This window comes from Curtobacterium sp. 24E2 (assembly GCF_016925595.1).
Classification (GTDB): domain Bacteria; phylum Actinomycetota; class Actinomycetes; order Actinomycetales; family Microbacteriaceae; genus Curtobacterium.
Genome location: NZ_CP068987.1, coordinates 2,420,016 through 2,437,686 on the forward strand (window position 1 = coordinate 2,420,016; position 17,671 = coordinate 2,437,686).

Here is a 17,671-nt window from a genome sequence, read left to right on the forward strand (position 1 = left end):
TGGCACCGCGCCTCCCGTCCGTCACCGCGGTCGCGTCTCACGCCACCGCGGCCTGCACCTGACGCTGCACGCGACCCAGCATGCCCACCATCCCGCGGATCCGCAGCGGGCTGACCGCCTCGGACAGCCCGATCGTCAGCGGGTAGTCCGCCGGCACGGCGAGCACCTGCGCTGCCGTCAGGCCGCTCAGGCCCTGCGCGAGGATCGACGCGAAGCCGCGCGTGGTCGGCGCCTCGCGCGGGGCGGTCGCGTGCATGCGGACGACGTCGGGGGCGTCGCCGGCCTCGCCCACGGTCACCGTGATGAACACGGGGGACTGGCACTCCTCGACCCGTTCGAGTTCGTCCTCGTGCCCCTGCAGCCGTTCGGGCAACGCGGGCAGCTCGTTCGAGAACTCGAGGAGGAGCTGCAGACGGTCCTTCTGGCCCAGGGCGAGGAAGTCGTCGCGGATCTCGGCGAGGGTGGCGGGGAGGGTGGCCTCGGTGCTGTCGTTCATCGGTTCGGAACTGTACCCGGCTCCGCGCCCTGCACGATCGGGACGCGGACGGCGCTGCCCCACTCGGTCCACGAGCCGTCGTAGTTGCGGACGCTGTCGTAGCCGAGCAGGTGCTGCAGGACGAACCAGGTGTGGCTCGACCGCTCGCCGATGCGGCAGTACGCGATGACCTCGTCGGCGTCGCCGATGCCGGCGCCCTCGCGGTAGATGGCGTCGAGTTCCGAGCGCGGCTTGAAGGTGCCGTCCGGTGCGGCGGCGGTCGCCCACGGGATGTTCACCGCGGTGGGGACGTGGCCGCCGCGCAGCGCTCCTTCTTCCGGGTAGTCGGGCGCGGTGGTGCGGGAACCGTCGTACTCGCCCGGGCTGCGCACGTCGATGAGGGGCTTGCCGAGGTGGGCCAGCACGTCGTCCTTGTAGGCACGGATCTCGGTGTCGATCCGGTCCACGACCGGGTACTCGGCCGGCGTGACGACGGTCTCGTCGGTGGTGAGGGCGCGCTCCTCGGCCATCCACTTCGCACGGCCGCCGTCGAGCAGGCGGACGTCCTCGTGGCCGAACAGCGAGAAGACCCAGAGGGCGTACGCGGCCCACCAGTTGTTCTTGTCGCCGTAGAGCACGACGGTGGTCTCGCGGCCGATGCCCTTGCCGCCGAGCAGTTCGGCGAACGCCTCGCCGTCGATGTAGTCGCGCTGCACCGGGTCGTTGAGGTCGGTGTGCCAGTCGATCTTGACCGCGCCGGGGACGTGGCCCGTCTCGTAGAGCAGGACGTCCTCGTCGGACTCGACGACGACCAGGTCGGGGTGTGGGCGTCCAGCTGTTCCTGCAGCCACTCGGTGGAGACGAGACGCTCCGGGTGGGCGTAGGCGGTGAACTTCTCGGACGGGTCGACCGGTGCGGTCATGGTGGGCTACCTCCAGGTGGTCATCCGGCACCGGACTAGGATCGGTCGTCGGTGCCTGTGGGCAACGGTACGCGGACGTACCGTGCCCCAGCCGCAACGTGACACCGCACGACTTGCTTCCCGGAAGGCCCACTCGATTGCCAGCGCACCTCGTCGACCGTGACCCCCAGGTGACCCCGCAGCAGATGGCCGCGGCACTCGTGCCACCGCCCCAGTTCGCGGACGCCTCGTTCGACTCGTACCGCCCAGACCCGGACTACGCCTCGCAGGCCGACGTGCGCGACGCCGTCGCCGCGTTCGTCGCGGCCGGTCCGACCGAGGCGCCACGTCGCGGGCTGTTCGGCCGCCGCAAGCAGTCGGTCGAGCCCGCTGCGAAGTCGGGCGTCTACCTGGACGGCGGGTTCGGTGTCGGCAAGACCCACCTGCTCGCCGCTGCGTACCACGCGGCCTCCGGGCGGAAGACGTTCGGCACGTTCATCGAGTACACGGCCCTGGTCGGTGCGCTCGGGTTCCACGGCACGGTCGACCTGCTGCGCGGGACCGCGCTGGTCTGCATCGACGAGTTCGAGCTCGACGACCCGGGCGACACCATGGTCATGACCCGTCTGCTCAAGGAGCTGACCGAGACCGGCACCCGGTTCGCCGCCACCTCGAACACGCCTCCGGGCGCGCTCGGCGAGGGACGGTTCGCGGCGCAGGACTTCCTGCGCGAGATCCAGGCGATGTCCGACCGGTTCGACACCATGCGGATCGACGGGCTCGACTACCGCCGCCGAGCGGTCGACGAGTCGGCGGGTGTGGTGTCCGACGTGGCCGCGGCGCTGCCGGCCGGCACCGTCACGCTCGACGACTTCTCGGCCGTGGTCGCGCACCTCGGCTCGGTGCACCCGTCGAAGTACGTCGCGCTCGTCGAGGACCTCGACGCCGTGGGGCTCACCGACGTCCGCGCGTTCACGGACCAGACCGACGCGCTGCGGTGGGTGGCGCTGGTCGACCGGCTGTACGACGCCCAGGTCCGGATCGTGGCCTCGGGCACGCCGCTCGACCAGGTGTACCCCGACGCCATGCTCGACGGCGGCTACCGCAAGAAGTACCTGCGCGCAGCGAGCCGTGTCGTGGCACTGAGTCGCGCCCAGGACTGACGCGCGCCGCCCCGGGCATCCGCTGACCGGTCGGTGCACCCCTGTCCAGGGGGCATCGGGCGATGCGAAACACGACGTTTACAAACCGCGCCGTCGCGTTACATCCGCGAAACACATCGTGCCCCCTCGTGAAACGTCACCTCGCCAGACTCTGTGACACCCGAGGCGGTCCAAGAGCCGCTCGTGCAATCGAGAGGTGAACAGATGCTTGATCAGGGCAACACGACGTTCGTGTTGGTCATGGCGGCGCTGGTGTTGTTCATGACACCCGGCCTGGCCTTCTTCTACGGCGGCTTGGTGAAGGCCAAGTCCGTCATCAGCATGATGATGATGTCGTTCGGTGCGATCGCACTCGTGAGCGTCCTGTGGGTGCTCTACGGCTACGCGATCGCCTTCGCCAACCACGGTGACGGCACGGCGGTCTCCGGTGTCGTCGGGTTCTTCAGCATCGACTGGAACCAGATCGGTCTCGGCCAGGCCTTCGAGGAGGCGCAGTCCTCGAACATCCAGGCGGCGTACCCGTCGATGGCGTTCGTCGGCTTCCAGGCCACCTTCGCGATCATCACCGTCGCGCTCATCTCCGGCGCCATCGCCGACCGCGCCAAGTTCGGCGCCTGGATGGTCTTCGCGGGCATCTGGGTCACCGTCGTCTACTTCCCGGTCGCCTCGTGGGTCTTCAACCTGACCTCGGGTTGGGCCGCCACGTGGGGCGTCATCGACTTCGCCGGTGGCACCGCGGTCCACATCAACGCCGGTGCAGCAGGTCTCGCCCTGGCGCTCGTCCTCGGCAAGCGCGTCGGCTTCGCCAAGGGCGCGCACAAGCCGCACAACCCGCCCTTCGTCCTGCTCGGTGCCGCCATCCTGTGGTTCGGATGGTTCGGCTTCAACGCCGGCTCCGAGGGCGCCGCTGACGGCATCGCCGCGATCGCCTGGGTCAACACCCTCGCTGCACCGGCCGCTGCCATCCTCGGCTGGCTGCTCGTCGAGAAGCTCAAGGACGGCAAGGCCACGTCGGTCGGCGCCGCCTCGGGTGCCGTCACCGGTCTCGTCGCGATCACCCCGGCCTGTGCCAACCTGACCCCGGGCTGGGGCATCCTGCTCGGCTTCGTCGCCGGCATCATCTGCTGCTTCGCCATCGACTGGAAGTACCGTCTCGGCTTCGACGACTCGCTCGACGTCGTCGGCGTCCACCTGGTCGGCGGCATCGTCGGCACGCTGTACCTCGGCTTCTTCGCCAACGACACCGGCCTGATCTACTCCGGTTCGTTCGAGCAGCTCGGCAAGCAGGCCACCGCGGCCCTGGCCGTCGGCATCTACTCCTTCGTCCTGGCGTTCGTCATCGGCTTCCTCATCGAGAAGACGATCGGCTTCCGCGTCAAGACCGAGGACGAGGTCGCCGGCATCGACACCGCGGTCCACGGTGAAGAGGGCTACGTCCTCTACGAGCAGACCGACGACTCGCCGGTCTCGGTCCGCTAGCCAGCGGACACCAGCACCGCCAGCACCACCCGCACGACGACGGGCCCCGCGCACACAGCAAGCGCGGGGCCCGTCGTCGTGCGGTCCTGCGTCCGTCGGCTGTCGGCTGTCGGCTGTCGTCTGTCGTTTGGTATCTGGCGTCTGGCGTCCGGCGTCTGGCAGGGTTGCGGGCATGACGACGACGTCCGCACTGACCAACCTGCGCGAGGTCGGGGGACCGGGCCTGCAGGACGCCCGACCCCGCACCGTGTACCGCGCGAACACCGAACGCGTCGGTGCCGACGCCTACCCGCACGGACTCGCGGCCGTGGTCGACCTGCGTCGTGACGACGAGGTCGCCCGCGTCCCGCACCCGCTCGGCACCGCCGACGGCTACCGACTCGTCCCGCTGTTCGACCCGTCGACCGTCGAGTCCGGCGCCCAGGCCGGGCAGCTCGAGGAGCAGTACACCGACTGGCTCGAGCGCCACCGCACCGGGATCGCCGCAGCGTTCCGCGCCATCGCCCGGTCCGACGGTGACGTGCTCGTCTGCTGCTCCGCCGGTAAGGACCGCACCGGCGTCGTCAGCGGACTGCTCGCCCGACTCTGGGGCGCGTCGATCGAGGCCGTCGGCGACGACTACGCCGCCAGCGCTGCCGGGCTGGCGGACCGGTTCGCCGCGGAGCGTGCGGTGAGCACCGACCCCGAGGCCACCGCCGTCGCGCAGCGGTGCGTGCCGGAGACCATGACCACCGTGGTCCGGCACGTCGAGGCGCGCTGGGGCAGCGTCGCCGCGTACCTGCGCTGGGCGGGACTGACGGACGCGGAGATCGCGGCGCTCTGACGGGCGGGCGTCGTCCTGTCGGCTCACCACGTGCGGTGGTCGCAACGGCGGACGGGAGGCACGGTGCGCGTCCGACGCGCACCGTGCCTCCCGTCCGTGGCCCTGATCGCGGGCCGTGGTTCCGGCCCGTTCCGTCAGCTCACCAGGCGTAGTCCTCCGGTGAGGTCTCGTGCCCCGGGAAGATCTCGTCGAGCCGGTCCAGCGCACGCTGGTCGAGGCGGATGTCGACGGCGCGGACCGCGGACTCCCACTGCTCCATCGTGCGGGGGCCGGTGATCGGCGCGGTCACACCGGGCTGGTGGAGGAGCCACGCGAGGGCGAGCTCGCCCGGCGTGTGGCCGAGCTCCTTGGCGAACGACTCGTAGGCCGTGAGCTGGTCACGGTGCCCCTCGACGTACTCGGCGCTCCGACCCGACAAGCGACGGGAGCCGTTCTCGGTCTTCTCGATGACACCACCGAGCAGACCGCCCTGCAGCGGCGACCACGGGATGACACCGAGGCCGTACTCGCGGGCGGCAGGCAGGACCTCGCGCTCGATGTCACGCACCACGAGGTTGTAGATCGACTGCTCGCTCACCAGGCCGAAGGTGTGGCGGCGCTTCGCGGCCTCCTGCGCCTGGGCGATGTGCCAGCCGGCGAAGTTCGACGACCCGACGTACAGGACCTTGCCCTGCTGCACGGCGACGTCGATCGCCTGCCAGATCTCGTCCCACGGGGTCGCACGGTCGACGTGGTGGAACTGGTACAGGTCGATGTGGTCCGTCTGCAGACGCTGCAGGCTGGCGTCGAGCGACTGGCGGATGTTGAACGCGCTGAGCTTGCCGCCGTTCGGCCAGTCGATCATGTCGCCGTAGACCTTGGTCGCCAGGACCGTCTTCTCGCGACGGCCGCCGCCCTTCGCGAACCAGCGGCCGATGATCTCCTCGGTGGCACCCTTGCCCACCGACCCGCCGTAGCCGTTGGCGGTGTCGAAGAAGTTGACGCCGAGCTCGTGGGCCCGGTCCATGATGGCGTGCGAGTCGTCTTCAGTGGTCTCCGGGCCGAAGTTCATCGTGCCGAGCACTGCTCGTGAAACCGACAGCCCTGTCCGTCCGAGGTGTGTGTAGTCCATGGCTCCGGTCTACGCGCTCCGAGGGGCACCCTGCCAGGCCCTGGGAGTACCGGTTCTGCATGCTGGGCTGCATCGGTCTGCTTGCTGGGGTGCATGGTTCTGCGTGTCGGGGTGCATGGTTCTGCGTGTTGGGGTGCATCGTCCTGCATGGTGCGTGGCTGCATGCCGTCCGGGGCATGTCCGCGCTCCGGGGAGGAGTACCGTGACGACGGTGAACACCCCAGCACTCCGTGGCAGCCGGATCCTCGGGTTCGGTCACCACCAGCCCGAACGCATCCTGACCAACGACGAACTCTCGACCATGGTCGATACCAACGACGAGTGGATCCGCACCCGGACCGGGATCCAGACCCGCCACATCGCCGGTCCGGACGACAGCGTCACGTCGATGGCGATCGAAGCGGGCCGCAACGCCCTCGCCGACGCCGGTGTGTCGCCCTCGGCCGTCGGACTCGTCATCGTCGCCTCCACCACGCATCAGGACCGTGCGCCCTACACCGCCGGTCGGGTCGCCGCTGCGCTCGGGATGGCGAACGGCCCAGCGCCCATCGACATCAACACCGCGTGCAGCGGGTTCGAGTACGCACTCGCCCTCGCCGACCAGTCGATCCGCGTCGGGTCAACCGACGTCGCGCTCGTCATCGGGTCCGAGACCCTCTCCGCCATCGCCGACTGGACCGACCGGTCGACGTGCGTGCTCGTCGGCGACGGGGCCGGAGCCGCCGTGCTCGGCGCCGCTGACGTCCCCGAGATCGGGCCCGTTTCGTGGGGCAGCGTGCCGCACCTGCTCGACGCGGTGCGGGTCGAGGGTCTCCCGGCCGGTTCAACCAGGAGGGCCGATCGATCTACCGCTGGGCCATCACCGAGGCCGAGGGGCACGCCCGCAAGGTCGTCGAGGCCGCCGGGCTCACCATGGACGACATCGAGGTGTTCGCGTTCCACCAGGCGAACCTGCGGATCATCGAGCCGCTCGTCACCGCACTCGGCGGGGAGTCGAAGTTCGTCATCCGCGACGTCGTCGAGTCCGGCAACACCTCGGCCGCCAGCGTTCCGCTCGGGTTGTCGAAGGCGTGGGCGCGTGGCGACCTGCCCGAGGGCGTCCCCGCGTTGCTGTTCGGCTTCGGCGGCGGGTTCGCGCACGCCGGGCAGGTCGTCAGGACGCCGGTGCGGTCGTTCTGATCGGGCCTCGGTCGTTCTGATCGGGCCTGCTGCCCGGCTCAGCGCTCGGGCGTCTCCGACCAGAGGTCCTCGTCCTTTGCCGGGCCTCGGCGCCAGCCGAGCTGCTTGGGATGCTTGGGCTCCTTCGGCTGCTTGTCCTTCGGCTGCTTGTCCTTCGGCTGTTTCTCCGGCTTCGCGGGCTTGGGCTCGAGCACGATCGGGAAGTGGGCCGACGGCGGCCCGAACCCGGTCCGCGAGGCCTGGATGACCTTCCGCCCGAGCGCGTGGTTGCCGAGCCCGCCGACGGCGGCGCCGATGCCGAACGGCAGTGCACGGCCGAGCACCGACGTCCCCTGACGCACTGCGAACCGCTTGATGAACTGGTCGCGGACTTGCCCGCCGAGGCCGTTCACGACCTGCTTCGGCAGGGACGAGGTCACCATCTCGCCCCAGAACGCCGTGCGCGCTTGACCGCCGGCGATCTGCCCGCCGAGTTGCTTGATGAGCTGTGTGCCCGGAGCGCCGAGGATCATCGCCATCACCAGGGTCCGTGCCCGTTCGGGGTCGTCCAGGGCGATGCCGTGGACCTCGGTCACCGACTGGGCGAACAGCGCGGTCGTCTCGAGGAAACCGACCGTCTCCGCGCCGCTCAGTCCGAGGGCGGCCACCATCCCGACGCCGGGGATGACCGCACTCGCACCGACCGCTGCGCCACCGGTGGTGACCGCGGCGAGGTACTGCCGCTCGAGGATCTGGATGACCTCGGCGGGGGTGGCATCCGGCTTGCGTCGGCGGATCGCGTTGACGTGCGCCACGACCACCGGGCGCTGGACGCTGATGGCACGGTCGAGCCACTTGACCCACCCGCCGGGTTGTTGCGGCTGCGGGGTTCGGGAGTCGTCGGGCATGGGGGAGACCTGGGCGTTCGGCAGCGGCACGATCGCCTGGTCCTTCGGGGAGCGGGCCATGCGCTCACCGTACGCCGGGCATGTGGGAGGCTCGCTGGATGGACATCGACGGCGCGCCCGGTCCGGCTGACGACGCTCGGCGGGCCTCCGGGTTCCTGACTGTCGCCGAGGTGCTCGACCTGCTGCCCGAGGTCGTGGTGCTCGACCCCCGCTCCGTGCTCGTCGGCGCCGACGTCACCCTTGCAGCCGGGGTGGTCCTCTACCCCGGAGCCGTGCTCGACACGCGTGCCGGGGGTTCGATCACCGTCGCATCCGGCGCGCGGCTCGGTCCGGGCCCGGTCACCGTCGTCGCCACAGCGGCCCGGGTGACCATCGGTTCCGATGCCGAACTCGGCCCGGGGCCCGTCACGATCACGGCGACCGGGGCGGACGTGCTCGTGGGGGACGGCGCTCGGTTGTCGGGCGGCTGCCTCGTCGAGGGCCCCACCGAGCTCGGCGCCGGTGCCCAGGTGCTCGGGACGGTCGCCGTCCGTGACGCCGAACTCGCAGCCGGGGGCGACCACCGCGAGCCCGACCCCGATCGTCGTGCCGGTGTGGTGAACGGTGTCGGGCGGGTCCACGGGGTGCGGGTCGGCACCGGCGAAGTGATCGTCGGCGGTGGCGTGCCGAGTGCGCCGCTCGTCGTCGAACGGCAGCGTGCACACCACCCGGAGGCGCCGAGCCGCTGATCCCGCCGCTGACCGCGCCCGGGCCCCCGGTGCCGCTTGCCTGCGCGTCACCGGCACGGCACACCTGCCCGGCGGAGTGCTGCACGCACGCGGTCGGGCTGCATGAGATCGGCCCACGACAACCGGACGACGAACCGGACCTCGGGGAACGACCGGACGAAGTCCTCGCGACGCTTCTCCTGCCAGTGCGCCTCGGCGGTGCTCCGACCCTCGAGCATCGTCGGGTCCTCGTACTTCGCGCGGCCGTCGACCTCGACCACGACGCCCTGATCCGGGAACCAGAAGTCCACGACGGCCGTCCCACCTCCGGTCCGTCGGAACTCGTACTGCTGCACCGGCTCCGGTGCCCCGACCTGCCGGAAGCGCACCCGGCACACCGACTCCGCCGGCGACCCCGACAGCGCCGACCCCATCCCGATCGCCACCCCTGCCTTCGCCTGCCCCGAGCCCCGCAGTTCGAGATCAGCAGCCAGTGCCTCGGGCGTGGTCCGCCGATCGGCGAGCAACTGGTCCACGACCGGCAGCGACTCGAGCAACGGCCGCGTCGCAGCGACGTCCACCGCGCTCCGCGCCCACCCGGTGGTCCGCAGTCCGCCGGACTCGATGTACGCGGTCGGTGGCCGTGCGGCAGTGCCGTGCCGGACGAACCAGGCGGTCACCCGCGTGTGGGTGGTCGTCGGGTCGGACACGTGGACCTTCATCGGAGCTTCGCCGACGAGCGGCAGCCCGAGCACGGCGCACGCGGACTGGTGCGACACGAGGTCGGTGGCGCGGATGCGATGGAGCGATGCTCGGACGAGGACGTGGTGTCGTTCACCAGGGTGGAGCTGTTCGAGCACCCCGGGCCGGACCAGGACGCCGGGCCGGATCCGTTCGAGGACCCCGCGGTGGACATCACGTTCGAGCGCCCGGCGTTCGGGATCCGGAAGCCCGGTCGTGCGGATGAGTTCGATGTCGTTCGCTCTGCCCATGCCCACAGGCTGGTGGAAGCGAGTCGGAGCGAGAGACCTACTGCGACGATCTGTGGACAGTCGAGCGCAAGCGCCCTGTGTGGAGGAACGAGGGCGCTCCATTCGTGTGCACCTTGCGACGATGCACGTGTTGATCACCTCGTGCTTTGTCGACTCATGCACACGCAACAGTTGCGTGCGCATGTTCCGACGAACCACGCGCCGATCGACTCGTGGATTGTCGCAAAACGGGTGCGGCCGACTGCCCGCCCCGCGGCACCTACGCCCGCGCGAGCTCCGCCCGCAGCGGGAGGTCCTGGTCCTCCAGGATGAGCTGCGCGCCCACGGCGGTCCGGGCGTTCACGACGATCGGCGCGAGCAGGTTGACGGTCGTGGGAGCACCGCCGGACGCGCCGGGGTTCGCCACCACGAGCAGCATCGCGTCGGCGGGGTCGCTCAGCTCGAGCCCAGCGGCCTGCTCGTCGGTGAGCTCCGGCGCGTAGGACGGCAGGTGCACCGCAGCGTCGAGCACGAACAAGCGCGAGGAACCCCCGACGAGGGTGAACAGGCCCTCGGCGCCGTCCACCGGGGTCAGCGTGAAGACCGGTGCGGGGGAGAGCCCGAACGGCGGGACGGCGAAGGTCAGGGAGATGCTCATCGGAGGTAGTCCATCAGGGTCGGCTGCAGGACCTTCGCGGTGACGGCGAGGGCTGCCTGGTAGTTGGTCTGCTGCACCTGCAGGTCGAGGACGGCCTTGGCGAGGTCGACGTCCTCGATGCCGGCGCGGCGGTTCTCGAGCGAGACGGCCGCGGTCTTCAGCGAGTCCTGGGCGGCGAGGGCGGTCGCGTGCCGGACACCGACGTCGGCCTGGGCGCCGCGGACGGCCCCGAGCGCGCCGTCGACGTCGTTGATCCGCGCGTTCACGTTCACCCCGTTCTGCAGGTCGCTGACGATGGAGTCGAGCACGCCGAACACCGACGACGCCCCGGTGCCGAAGACGTCGGCCCCGGCGGTGTCGACGCGCACGGTCGTACCGTCGCCGATCCGGCGGGAGACGTCCGTGCCGGAGGCCGCCCACCCGGTCGTCGGGTCGTACGCGGCGCCGGCGGTCGAGGCGCCGGCGAAGACCGAGCGGGTGCCGTACGTCGTGTTGGCCCGTGCCTCGAGGTCGGACTTGAGCGACTGGAACTGCGTGATGAAGGCGTCACGGTCGGTGTCGCTCATGGTGCCGGAGTTCGCCGCCTGCACGGTCAGGTCCCGCACGCTGTTCAGCACCGAGTAGACGCTCGACAGGGCGCTGTCGGTCGTCGCGAGCCAGGCGACGGCGTCGTTCGCGTTGCGCGTGTACTGCGCGGCGGCGGCCTGCTCCTTGCGCACCTGCATCGACGACGCGGTGCCGACGGGGTCGTCGGACGGCTTCTGGATCGCCTGCAGCGTGGTGGCCTGCTCGGTCAGCTGCGCCACGCGCGCCGCACCGGTCTGCAGGCGGGCCGAGGCCGCGGCCATCGACATCTGGGTGGTCACCCGGGTGATCACGATCAGCCCCTCCCGACGAGTCCTGTGCGGTTGATGATGGTGTCGAGCATCTCGTCGACGGCGGTCAGGACGCGTGCCGCGCCCTGGTACGCGTGCTGGTAGCTCAGCAGGTTCACGTTCTCCTCGTCGAGGTCGACGCCGGCGCTCGACTTCTGCTGGGTGCGCGCGTTGGTCAGGGCGAGTCCGGTGAGCGTCGACTCCGTCGCGGCCGACCGGGAGGCGGTGCCCACCCCCGCAACGAACGTCGCCCAGGTCGTGTCGGCGGCCCCAGGGCCCGTGCCGAGTCGCGAGAGCGCGTCGGCGAACGAGTCGTCGAGCTGCCCCGCCGCGTTCCGCGTCGCCAGGCCGCTGCCGTCCGTCGGGACGACCGACAGGCCCTGCGCGGCGGGGACACCCGCCGCGAGGGCGAAGAACGCGGTGCCGGTGGTGCCGGCCGGGGTCGTGCCGGTGGCATGGACGGCGTTGACGGTCGCTGCGAGCTGGGTCGCGACGGCGTCGTAGGACGCGGCGGCCTGGGCGAGCGCCCCGCCCGTGCCGTTCCCGTCCGCCGGCGCGAGGACGGCGAGGGCGCCACCGATCGACCCACCGCTGAGGGACACCGCGCCGGCGCTGCCGGAGGTCCAGGTCAGGGTGACCGCGGCGCCGTCGGCGAGGCGTTCGCCACCGCCGAGGGCGACGGTGCGGGCGTCGGTGCCCTGCACGAGCGGGTTGCCGCCGAGCAGCACGTCGACCGTGCCGTCCGCGTTGGTGCGGGTCGTCCCGCCGGCGAGCGTCGCGATCTGCTCGGTGAGCTGGTCGCGCTGGTCGAGGAGTTCGTTGGCGTTGCCGCCGGAGGCCAGTGCGGTGCGGATCCGCCCGTTCAGGTCGGCCACCTGCTTCGCTGCGTCGTTCAGCTGGGTGACCTGGCCGGCCGCGGTGCCCCGGACCGAGGACCACTGCGCGTCGACGGCCTTCGACCCGGCAGCCAGGGCCGAGGCGACGGTGCCCGCTGCGCCGAGGACGGCGCTGGCGGCACCCGGGTCGTCGGGGTGACTGGCGAGTTCGCTCCACGACGACCAGAAGGCATCGAGCTTGGCGCTCAGGCCGTCCTTGCCGGGCTCGTGCAGGCCGGTCTCGAGGGCGGACAGTGCCGTCGCACGGGCGTCGGCGTAGGCGGAGGACCCCGCGGCGACCCGGACGCCGACGTCGAGCGTCAGCGATGCCAGGCGGGCGATGCCGTCGACGGAGACGCCCTGACCGGCGAGTGCGTCGGTGCCGCGCATGAAGCCGGTCTGCGCCTGGGGGACGGAGTTCTGCGTGACGCGCTGCCGCGTGTACCCGGCGGTGCCGGCGTTCGCGATGTTCTGGCCGGTGACGTCGATGCCAGCGCGGGCCGCCGCGAGGCCGGAGTACGCGGTGGCGAGGGAGCCGAAGGTGCTGACCACGGGGTTACAGGGTCCCCTCGAACAGCCGGGCGCCGTCGGAGCCGGAACCGGAGGTGCCCGAGGCGTCGTAGGTCGCGGCGGTCGTCACGGTGCCGGCGAGGGTCTCCTCGGTGGCCTGGGCAGCGGTGCGCAGGAAGCGGTCGTTCTCGTCGCGCAGGGCACCGATCTGGGTGGTGAGCTCGACCATCGCGGTCAGGTGCGCGGCGAGGATCTCGCCCCACGGGCCGTTCGGCGCGGCGGCGACGACGTCACGCAGGGGAGCATCGGCGGGGACGCCCCACTCCTCGGCGACCTCGGCACTCGACGCAGCGCGCTCGAGTCCGGTGCTGCGGAGTCGTTCGAGGACCTGCTCGACCTCGCGGCTGGCGTGCGACACCCAGCGGGAACGGCCCGCGGTGAGCAGGAGCTGCTCCTCCTCGAGCTTGAAGGTGAGCAGCTCGAGCAGTTCGCGTTCGCGCCAGAGCACGGCGGACAGGTCGTTCACGCTCATCAGCTCCTCCCGTTTGGGTCGTCGTCGGGTGTTCGGGTCTTCGTGTCCACCATCCGGCGGACACCGAGACCTATCGACCCGACGGCGGTGGTCGTAAGCGGCCGGGGACGTGACAAACGAGGCGGACGTCACCCGGGCCTCCCGGAACGAACGAAACGCACCCCGTCCGGGGGACGGGAACGGGCGTTCTACCGGTCGGGTCCCCCCAAAGGTGGACCACGAAACACCGGAAATGCCCCCGCACTGGGGACGGATGAACCCCTGTTCAGGACTTTGCCAGCCGATACATTCAGAACGCACCACGAGGGCGACCTCGAACCGCGCGAACGAGGCGCGGGGTGCGCCGCTCGGAGGGAACCGGGCGGGTCTTCGGCGTACGCACCGGCCATCCGAGGCCGGCGTTCGCCGTGCCCACGGACGGGTGAGTCAGGACGTTCACCTCAGGTCGATCAAGGGATCAGCATGGACCGCACCGCACGCAACGCGATGATCGTGGAGCACCTCCCGCTCGTCGGCTACATCGTCGCCGACGTCCGCTCCCGCGCCACGCACCTCGACCGCGACGACCTCGCAGCCGTCGGGTCCTCGCCCTCGTCGCCGCTGCCGACGCGTTCGACCCGACCCTCGGCGTCCCCTTCGGGGCCTACGCCCGGACCCGGATCGCCGGAGCCCTCGCCGACGACATGCGCTCGGCCGACTGGGCGTCGCGCGGCACCCGGAAGCGGATCCGCGAGACCCTCGCCACGCAGGAGGCCCTGTCCGCCCGACTCGGCCGGAGCGTCGGTATGCAGGAGATCGCGGACGCGATGGGCGTCGACCGGCAGACCGCCTCGGACGCCATGAGCGACGCGGCCCGCATCGTCGCGCCCCTCGACGAGACCGTGCACGACCTCGTCGCCGCCGACCTGCCGTTGCCCGGTGACGACCTGCTCGAGACCGAGAAGCGCCGCTACCTGCGTGCGGCCGTCGAGGCGCTGCCCGAGCGGATGCGCTTCGTCGTCGAGGCCGTCTACTTCGGGGACCGCTCGGTGACCGAGGTCGCCGCGGAACTCGGCATCACGCACTCCGCCGTCTCGCAGCAGCGATCCGAGGCGATGCGCCTGCTCCGCGACGGCTTGTCCGCCCACTACGGGGACGGCAGTGCCGCCGCCGAACCCGCCTCGCGCACCACCGCGGCCCGCCGGAGCGCCTACCTCGCACGCGTCGCGTCGAACGCCGCCGCCGGCGTCGCACGTGCCGTCCACGACGCGACCGCGCCGGTCGCCGTGGCGGCGAGCTGAACCGTCGACGGGTATTTCCGTCGATTCCCTAACGGCTCCCGGCACCCGGTCGAGAGTCATCCACGTCAGCCCACGGACGGGCTGTAGTACGACCCAGCATTCACGGAGGAAACCACCATGGGTATGTCCATCAACACCAACCTCTCGGCACTCAACACGTACCGGAACCTCAACTCGACGCAGAACGACCTGTCGAAGTCCCTCGAGAAGCTCTCGTCGGGTCTCCGCATCAACCGTGCTGCCGACGACGCGGCCGGTCTGTCGATCTCCGAGGGGCTGAAGTCCCAGGTCGGTGGCCTCACGGTCGCCGCCCGCAACGCGCAGGACGGCATCTCCGTCGTGCAGACCGCTGAAGGTGGCCTCACCGAGACCCACTCGATCCTCCAGCGCATGCGCGACCTGGCCGTCCAGGCCGGTAACGACTCGAACAACGAGGACTCGCGCAAGGCGATCACCACCGAGGTCGGCGAGGCTCACCAAGGAGCTCACCCGCATCTCGCAGTCGACCAACTTCAACGGCATCAACCTGCTCGACGGCTCCGCCGGCACCGCAGGAGTCCTGAAGTTCCAGGTCGGCGCCAACGGCGACGCGGCGAGCCAGATCGACGTCGACCTGTCGAAGTCCAACGTGGAGTCCGTGTCGACCGCTGTCGGCGCCCTCACCTTCGACAGCGCGACGAACGCTCAGGCCGCCATCACCGCGATCGACGAGCAGATCAAGTACGTGTCCTCGGCACGTTCGAGCATCGGTGCTGTCCAGAACCGCTTCGACCACGCCATCAACGTGACGAACGTGGCCAAGGAGAACCTCACCGCTGCCGGTTCGCGCATCACCGACGTCGACATGGCGGAGGAGATGGTCAAGTACACGCGCGACAACATCCTCAGCCAGGCCGGTACGTCGATGCTCGCGCAGGCGAACCAGAGCACGCAGGGCGTGCTCTCGCTCCTGCGCTAGCACCCACGACGCCGCCTTCCGGGATCGTTCAGGCTTCCCGGGAGGCGGCGTCGCCCTCCTGACCATCCCCACGACGCCAGGGAGTGTCGACGATGTCATCGTCCGTGTCCTCGAGCACCAGCCTCGCGATCGACGGGCTCGTCAGCGGGCTCAAGACGACCGACCTCATCAACTCGTTGATGAGCGTCGAGGGCGTGCCGCAGACCCTGCTCAAGAACAAGCTCACGAGCACCAACTCGTTCATCTCGTCACTGCAGACGATCAACGGCTTGGTGCAGGCCCTCGCGACGAAGGCGAAGGACGCCGCGAAGGCGACCTCGCTCGACCTGTTCACGGCCACGAGCTCGTCGTCGGGCGTCACCGCCGTCACCGGCACGAACGCGAGCGCCGGGTCGCTGACGTTCAGCGTCGGCTCGACCGCGTCCGCCCAGGTCGGGGTCACCGCCGCGATGTCCACGTGGTCGGCCGCTGCCGAACCGATCACCCTGGTGGGTGCCGACGGCACGAAGACCACCGTCACGCCCTCGTCCGGCTCCCTCGACGACACGGTCTCGGCGATCAACAAGTCCGGGGCCGGCGTCACCGCCACGAAGGTCGCCGCGGGTGCGGCCGCCGACGGCACCAAGCTCTACCGGTTGCAGCTGACGTCCGCCAAGACCGGGGCCACGGGTGGTTTCGAGGTCCACCGGGGCACCGCCGACCAGGTGACGGCTGGCACCGCGACGAACGTGCTGACCGAGGTCGGCGCCGCGGTCGTCGCCCAGGCGAAGGACGCCAGCGTCACGCTGTGGGCCGGCACCGCCGCCGAGCAGACGATCACGAGCGCGACGAACACGTTCACCGACCTGGTGCCGGGACTGTCGGTCACGGTGTCGAAGGCCTCGACCGAGCCGGTCACGGTCGGCGTCGCACAGGACACCACGAAGGCCCAGTCCGTGGCGTCCGGACTCGTCGACGCGATGAACGCGGTCTCGGCCTACTACAAGACGAACACCGCGGTGACGAGCGCCACGAGTGCCACCAGCGGATCGACGACCACGACCGCCGGGGTCCTGATGGGCGACGGCACCACGCGCGACGCCGTACAGCGCCTGGGCAGCACCATGTCGGCGCCCGTCGGCGGGAAGTCCCCGTCGTCGATCGGCATCACGATCACCAAGGACGGCAGCTTCACCTTCGACGCCGACGTCTTCCAGAAGGCCCTCGCCACCGACCCCGAGGGAACGCAGGCGATGCTGTCCGGCGTCGCCGCGAACGTCGGTGCCGCCGCCACCGCGGCGTCCGACAAGTACGACGGGTCCATCACCACGGCGATCACCGGCCAGCAGGCGGTCGCCAAGGACCTCAACACCCAGATCGACAGCTGGACCGACCGACTCACGATGCGCCGCGCATCGCTCCAGACGCTGTACTCGTCGCTCGAGACCAGCCTCAGCAAGCTCCAGTCCCAGTCGAGCTGGCTCGCCAGCCAGCTCGCGGCGACCACGAGCTGACGGGATCACCATGACCTTCGACCTCCAGGCCGCCGCCTTCCGCCAGGCCGCGCAGCCCCGCACCGTGACCGACCAGCGTCGCGCCCAGTACACGAACGAGGCCGTCCTGTCGGCCACCCCGGCGCAGCTCGTCACGATGCTCTACGACCGTCTGCTGCTCGACCTGCACCGCGCCGAGGCCGCACAGACCAGCGCCGACTGGGACGCCGCCCGCGAACAGCTGCTGCACGCGCAGGCCATCGTCGGCGAGCTGTCGTCCACGCTGCGGATCGACGTCTGGGACGGTGGTGAGGGCCTGCTCGCCGTCTACAACTACGCGTCGACGTCCCTCATCACCGCGAACGTGCACCGTGACGTGCAGGCCACGCGCGACTGCATCCGGATCCTCGAACCCCTGCGGCAGTCGTGGCACGACGCCGCCGCGTCGCTGCCGGCGACGCCGGCCCGCCAGCAGGCGACGGGCGGAGCCCTCGGTGTCGCCTGACACCTGGGAGGCGGCACTCGCTTCCCTGGAACAGGATGTGGCCCTCGACGACGGCACCGGGTGGTCGGAGCCGGCCGGGCTGGGTCCGGTGCCGCGCGCGTTGGTGGGGCGTGCCTCCCGGCTGCTCGCTGCGCAGCGCGACCGCATCGCGGAACTGGAGACGGACCGACGCGCGACGCTCGAGCACCTCGGTGCGCTGCGCGCCGTCGACGCGACGCGCGAGCCCCGTGGCGCGGTCTACCTCGACGCGTCCGCCTGACCCGCGGTCCCGCCACCTGTTCCGCGACGAAGCACGCGTCGTTCGACGAGT

At 70.8% G+C, this 17,671-nt stretch carries 17 protein-coding genes and 4 pseudogenes; 11 read left to right on the forward strand and 10 right to left on the reverse strand.

Annotation, left to right across the window (positions count from 1 at the left end):
* Positions 1 to 37: 37 nt before the first annotated feature.
* Positions 38 to 496, reverse strand: a complete 459-nt coding sequence (locus JN350_RS11905) for a SufE family protein (RefSeq protein ID WP_205462342.1) — start codon at positions 494 to 496, stop codon at positions 38 to 40.
* A pseudogene (locus tag JN350_RS11910) lies at positions 493 to 1,397 on the reverse strand (sulfurtransferase). The gene JN350_RS11905 and the pseudogene JN350_RS11910 overlap by 4 nt, the downstream one beginning before the upstream one ends.
* A gap of 185 nt (positions 1,398 to 1,582) precedes the next feature.
* Here JN350_RS11910 and zapE point away from each other — a divergent pair.
* The 3 genes from zapE (at position 1,583) to JN350_RS11925 (ending at position 4,841) form a co-directional block, all read left to right on the forward strand.
* On the forward strand, positions 1,583 to 2,539 hold the full coding sequence (gene zapE, locus JN350_RS11915) for a cell division protein ZapE (protein ID WP_240347729.1): 957 nt from the start codon (positions 1,583 to 1,585) through the stop codon (positions 2,537 to 2,539).
* Between the two features lie 204 nt (positions 2,540 to 2,743).
* A complete protein-coding gene (locus JN350_RS11920; protein ID WP_111086361.1) occupies positions 2,744 to 4,018 on the forward strand; it encodes an ammonium transporter in 1,275 nt (424 codons plus the stop codon).
* 172 nt (positions 4,019 to 4,190) lie between these two features.
* Positions 4,191 to 4,841, forward strand: coding sequence for a tyrosine-protein phosphatase (locus tag JN350_RS11925; RefSeq protein ID WP_205462344.1), 651 nt, complete (start codon positions 4,191 to 4,193; stop codon positions 4,839 to 4,841).
* 139 nt (positions 4,842 to 4,980) lie between these two features.
* Here the strand turns inward: JN350_RS11925 and JN350_RS11930 are convergent, their stop codons facing one another.
* Together JN350_RS11930 and JN350_RS20920 are read right to left on the reverse strand one after the other, a co-directional pair.
* Positions 4,981 to 5,952, reverse strand: coding sequence for an aldo/keto reductase (locus JN350_RS11930; protein ID WP_205462345.1), 972 nt, complete (start codon positions 5,950 to 5,952; stop codon positions 4,981 to 4,983).
* A 255-nt stretch (positions 5,953 to 6,207) separates the two neighbouring features.
* A complete protein-coding gene (locus tag JN350_RS20920; RefSeq protein WP_461962951.1) occupies positions 6,208 to 6,426 on the reverse strand; it encodes a hypothetical protein in 219 nt (72 codons plus the stop codon).
* Here JN350_RS20920 and JN350_RS20925 point away from each other — a divergent pair.
* A pseudogene (locus JN350_RS20925) lies at positions 6,341 to 6,667 on the forward strand (thiolase family protein); the annotation flags it as partial. The gene JN350_RS20920 and the pseudogene JN350_RS20925 overlap by 86 nt on opposite strands.
* Before the next feature lie 50 nt (positions 6,668 to 6,717).
* Positions 6,718 to 7,131, forward strand: coding sequence for a 3-oxoacyl-[acyl-carrier-protein] synthase III C-terminal domain-containing protein (locus tag JN350_RS20930; protein ID WP_461962953.1), 414 nt, complete (start codon positions 6,718 to 6,720; stop codon positions 7,129 to 7,131).
* Between the two features lie 38 nt (positions 7,132 to 7,169).
* Here JN350_RS20930 and JN350_RS11940 read toward each other — a convergent pair whose 3' ends face one another.
* Positions 7,170 to 8,078 carry a hypothetical protein gene (locus JN350_RS11940; RefSeq protein ID WP_205462346.1) on the reverse strand — a complete coding sequence of 303 codons (909 nt, stop codon included), beginning with the start codon at positions 8,076 to 8,078 and terminating at the stop codon, positions 7,170 to 7,172.
* A 38-nt stretch (positions 8,079 to 8,116) separates the two neighbouring features.
* Between JN350_RS11940 and JN350_RS11945 the strand changes: the two genes are divergently transcribed.
* The gene (locus tag JN350_RS11945) at positions 8,117 to 8,746 is read left to right on the forward strand and encodes a hypothetical protein (RefSeq protein ID WP_205462347.1); all 630 of its coding nucleotides are present in this window, start codon (positions 8,117 to 8,119) and stop codon (positions 8,744 to 8,746) included.
* Positions 8,747 to 8,793: 47 nt separating this feature from the next.
* Here the strand turns inward: JN350_RS11945 and JN350_RS11950 are convergent, their stop codons facing one another.
* The 5 genes from JN350_RS11950 to JN350_RS11970 all read right to left on the reverse strand — a co-directional run bounded on the left by JN350_RS11950 (position 8,794) and on the right by JN350_RS11970 (position 13,146).
* On the reverse strand, positions 8,794 to 9,717 hold the full coding sequence (locus JN350_RS11950; protein WP_205462348.1) for a hypothetical protein: 924 nt from the start codon (positions 9,715 to 9,717) through the stop codon (positions 8,794 to 8,796).
* Between the two features lie 259 nt (positions 9,718 to 9,976).
* Positions 9,977 to 10,354 (reverse strand): flagellar assembly protein FliW, encoded by a 378-nt coding sequence (gene fliW / locus JN350_RS11955; protein ID WP_205462349.1) that lies wholly within the window; start codon positions 10,352 to 10,354, stop codon positions 9,977 to 9,979.
* On the reverse strand, positions 10,351 to 11,220 hold the full coding sequence (flgL, locus tag JN350_RS11960; RefSeq protein WP_205462350.1) for a flagellar hook-associated protein FlgL: 870 nt from the start codon (positions 11,218 to 11,220) through the stop codon (positions 10,351 to 10,353). The genes fliW and flgL overlap by 4 nt, the downstream gene beginning before the upstream one ends.
* A gap of 14 nt (positions 11,221 to 11,234) precedes the next feature.
* Complete coding sequence (gene flgK / locus JN350_RS11965) at positions 11,235 to 12,656, reverse strand: flagellar hook-associated protein FlgK (protein WP_205462351.1); 1,422 nt, start codon at positions 12,654 to 12,656, stop codon at positions 11,235 to 11,237.
* A gap of 4 nt (positions 12,657 to 12,660) precedes the next feature.
* On the reverse strand, positions 12,661 to 13,146 hold the full coding sequence (locus JN350_RS11970; protein WP_111086397.1) for a flagellar protein FlgN: 486 nt from the start codon (positions 13,144 to 13,146) through the stop codon (positions 12,661 to 12,663).
* Between the two features lie 644 nt (positions 13,147 to 13,790).
* Here JN350_RS11970 and JN350_RS11975 point away from each other — a divergent pair.
* The 5 genes and pseudogenes from JN350_RS11975 to JN350_RS11995 all read left to right on the forward strand — a co-directional run.
* Positions 13,791 to 14,426, forward strand: a pseudogene (locus JN350_RS11975) (sigma-70 family RNA polymerase sigma factor); the annotation flags it as partial.
* Between the two features lie 117 nt (positions 14,427 to 14,543).
* Positions 14,544 to 15,384, forward strand: a pseudogene (locus JN350_RS11980) (flagellin N-terminal helical domain-containing protein).
* Between the two features lie 92 nt (positions 15,385 to 15,476).
* Positions 15,477 to 16,877 (forward strand): flagellar filament capping protein FliD, encoded by a 1,401-nt coding sequence (gene fliD / locus JN350_RS11985; protein ID WP_205462352.1) that lies wholly within the window; start codon positions 15,477 to 15,479, stop codon positions 16,875 to 16,877.
* A gap of 10 nt (positions 16,878 to 16,887) precedes the next feature.
* Positions 16,888 to 17,361, forward strand: a complete 474-nt coding sequence (locus JN350_RS11990; protein ID WP_205462353.1) for a flagellar export chaperone FliS — start codon at positions 16,888 to 16,890, stop codon at positions 17,359 to 17,361.
* A complete protein-coding gene (locus JN350_RS11995) occupies positions 17,351 to 17,620 on the forward strand; it encodes a hypothetical protein (protein ID WP_205462354.1) in 270 nt (89 codons plus the stop codon). The genes JN350_RS11990 and JN350_RS11995 overlap by 11 nt, the downstream gene beginning before the upstream one ends.
* The last annotated feature ends 51 nt before the right edge of the window (positions 17,621 to 17,671 follow it).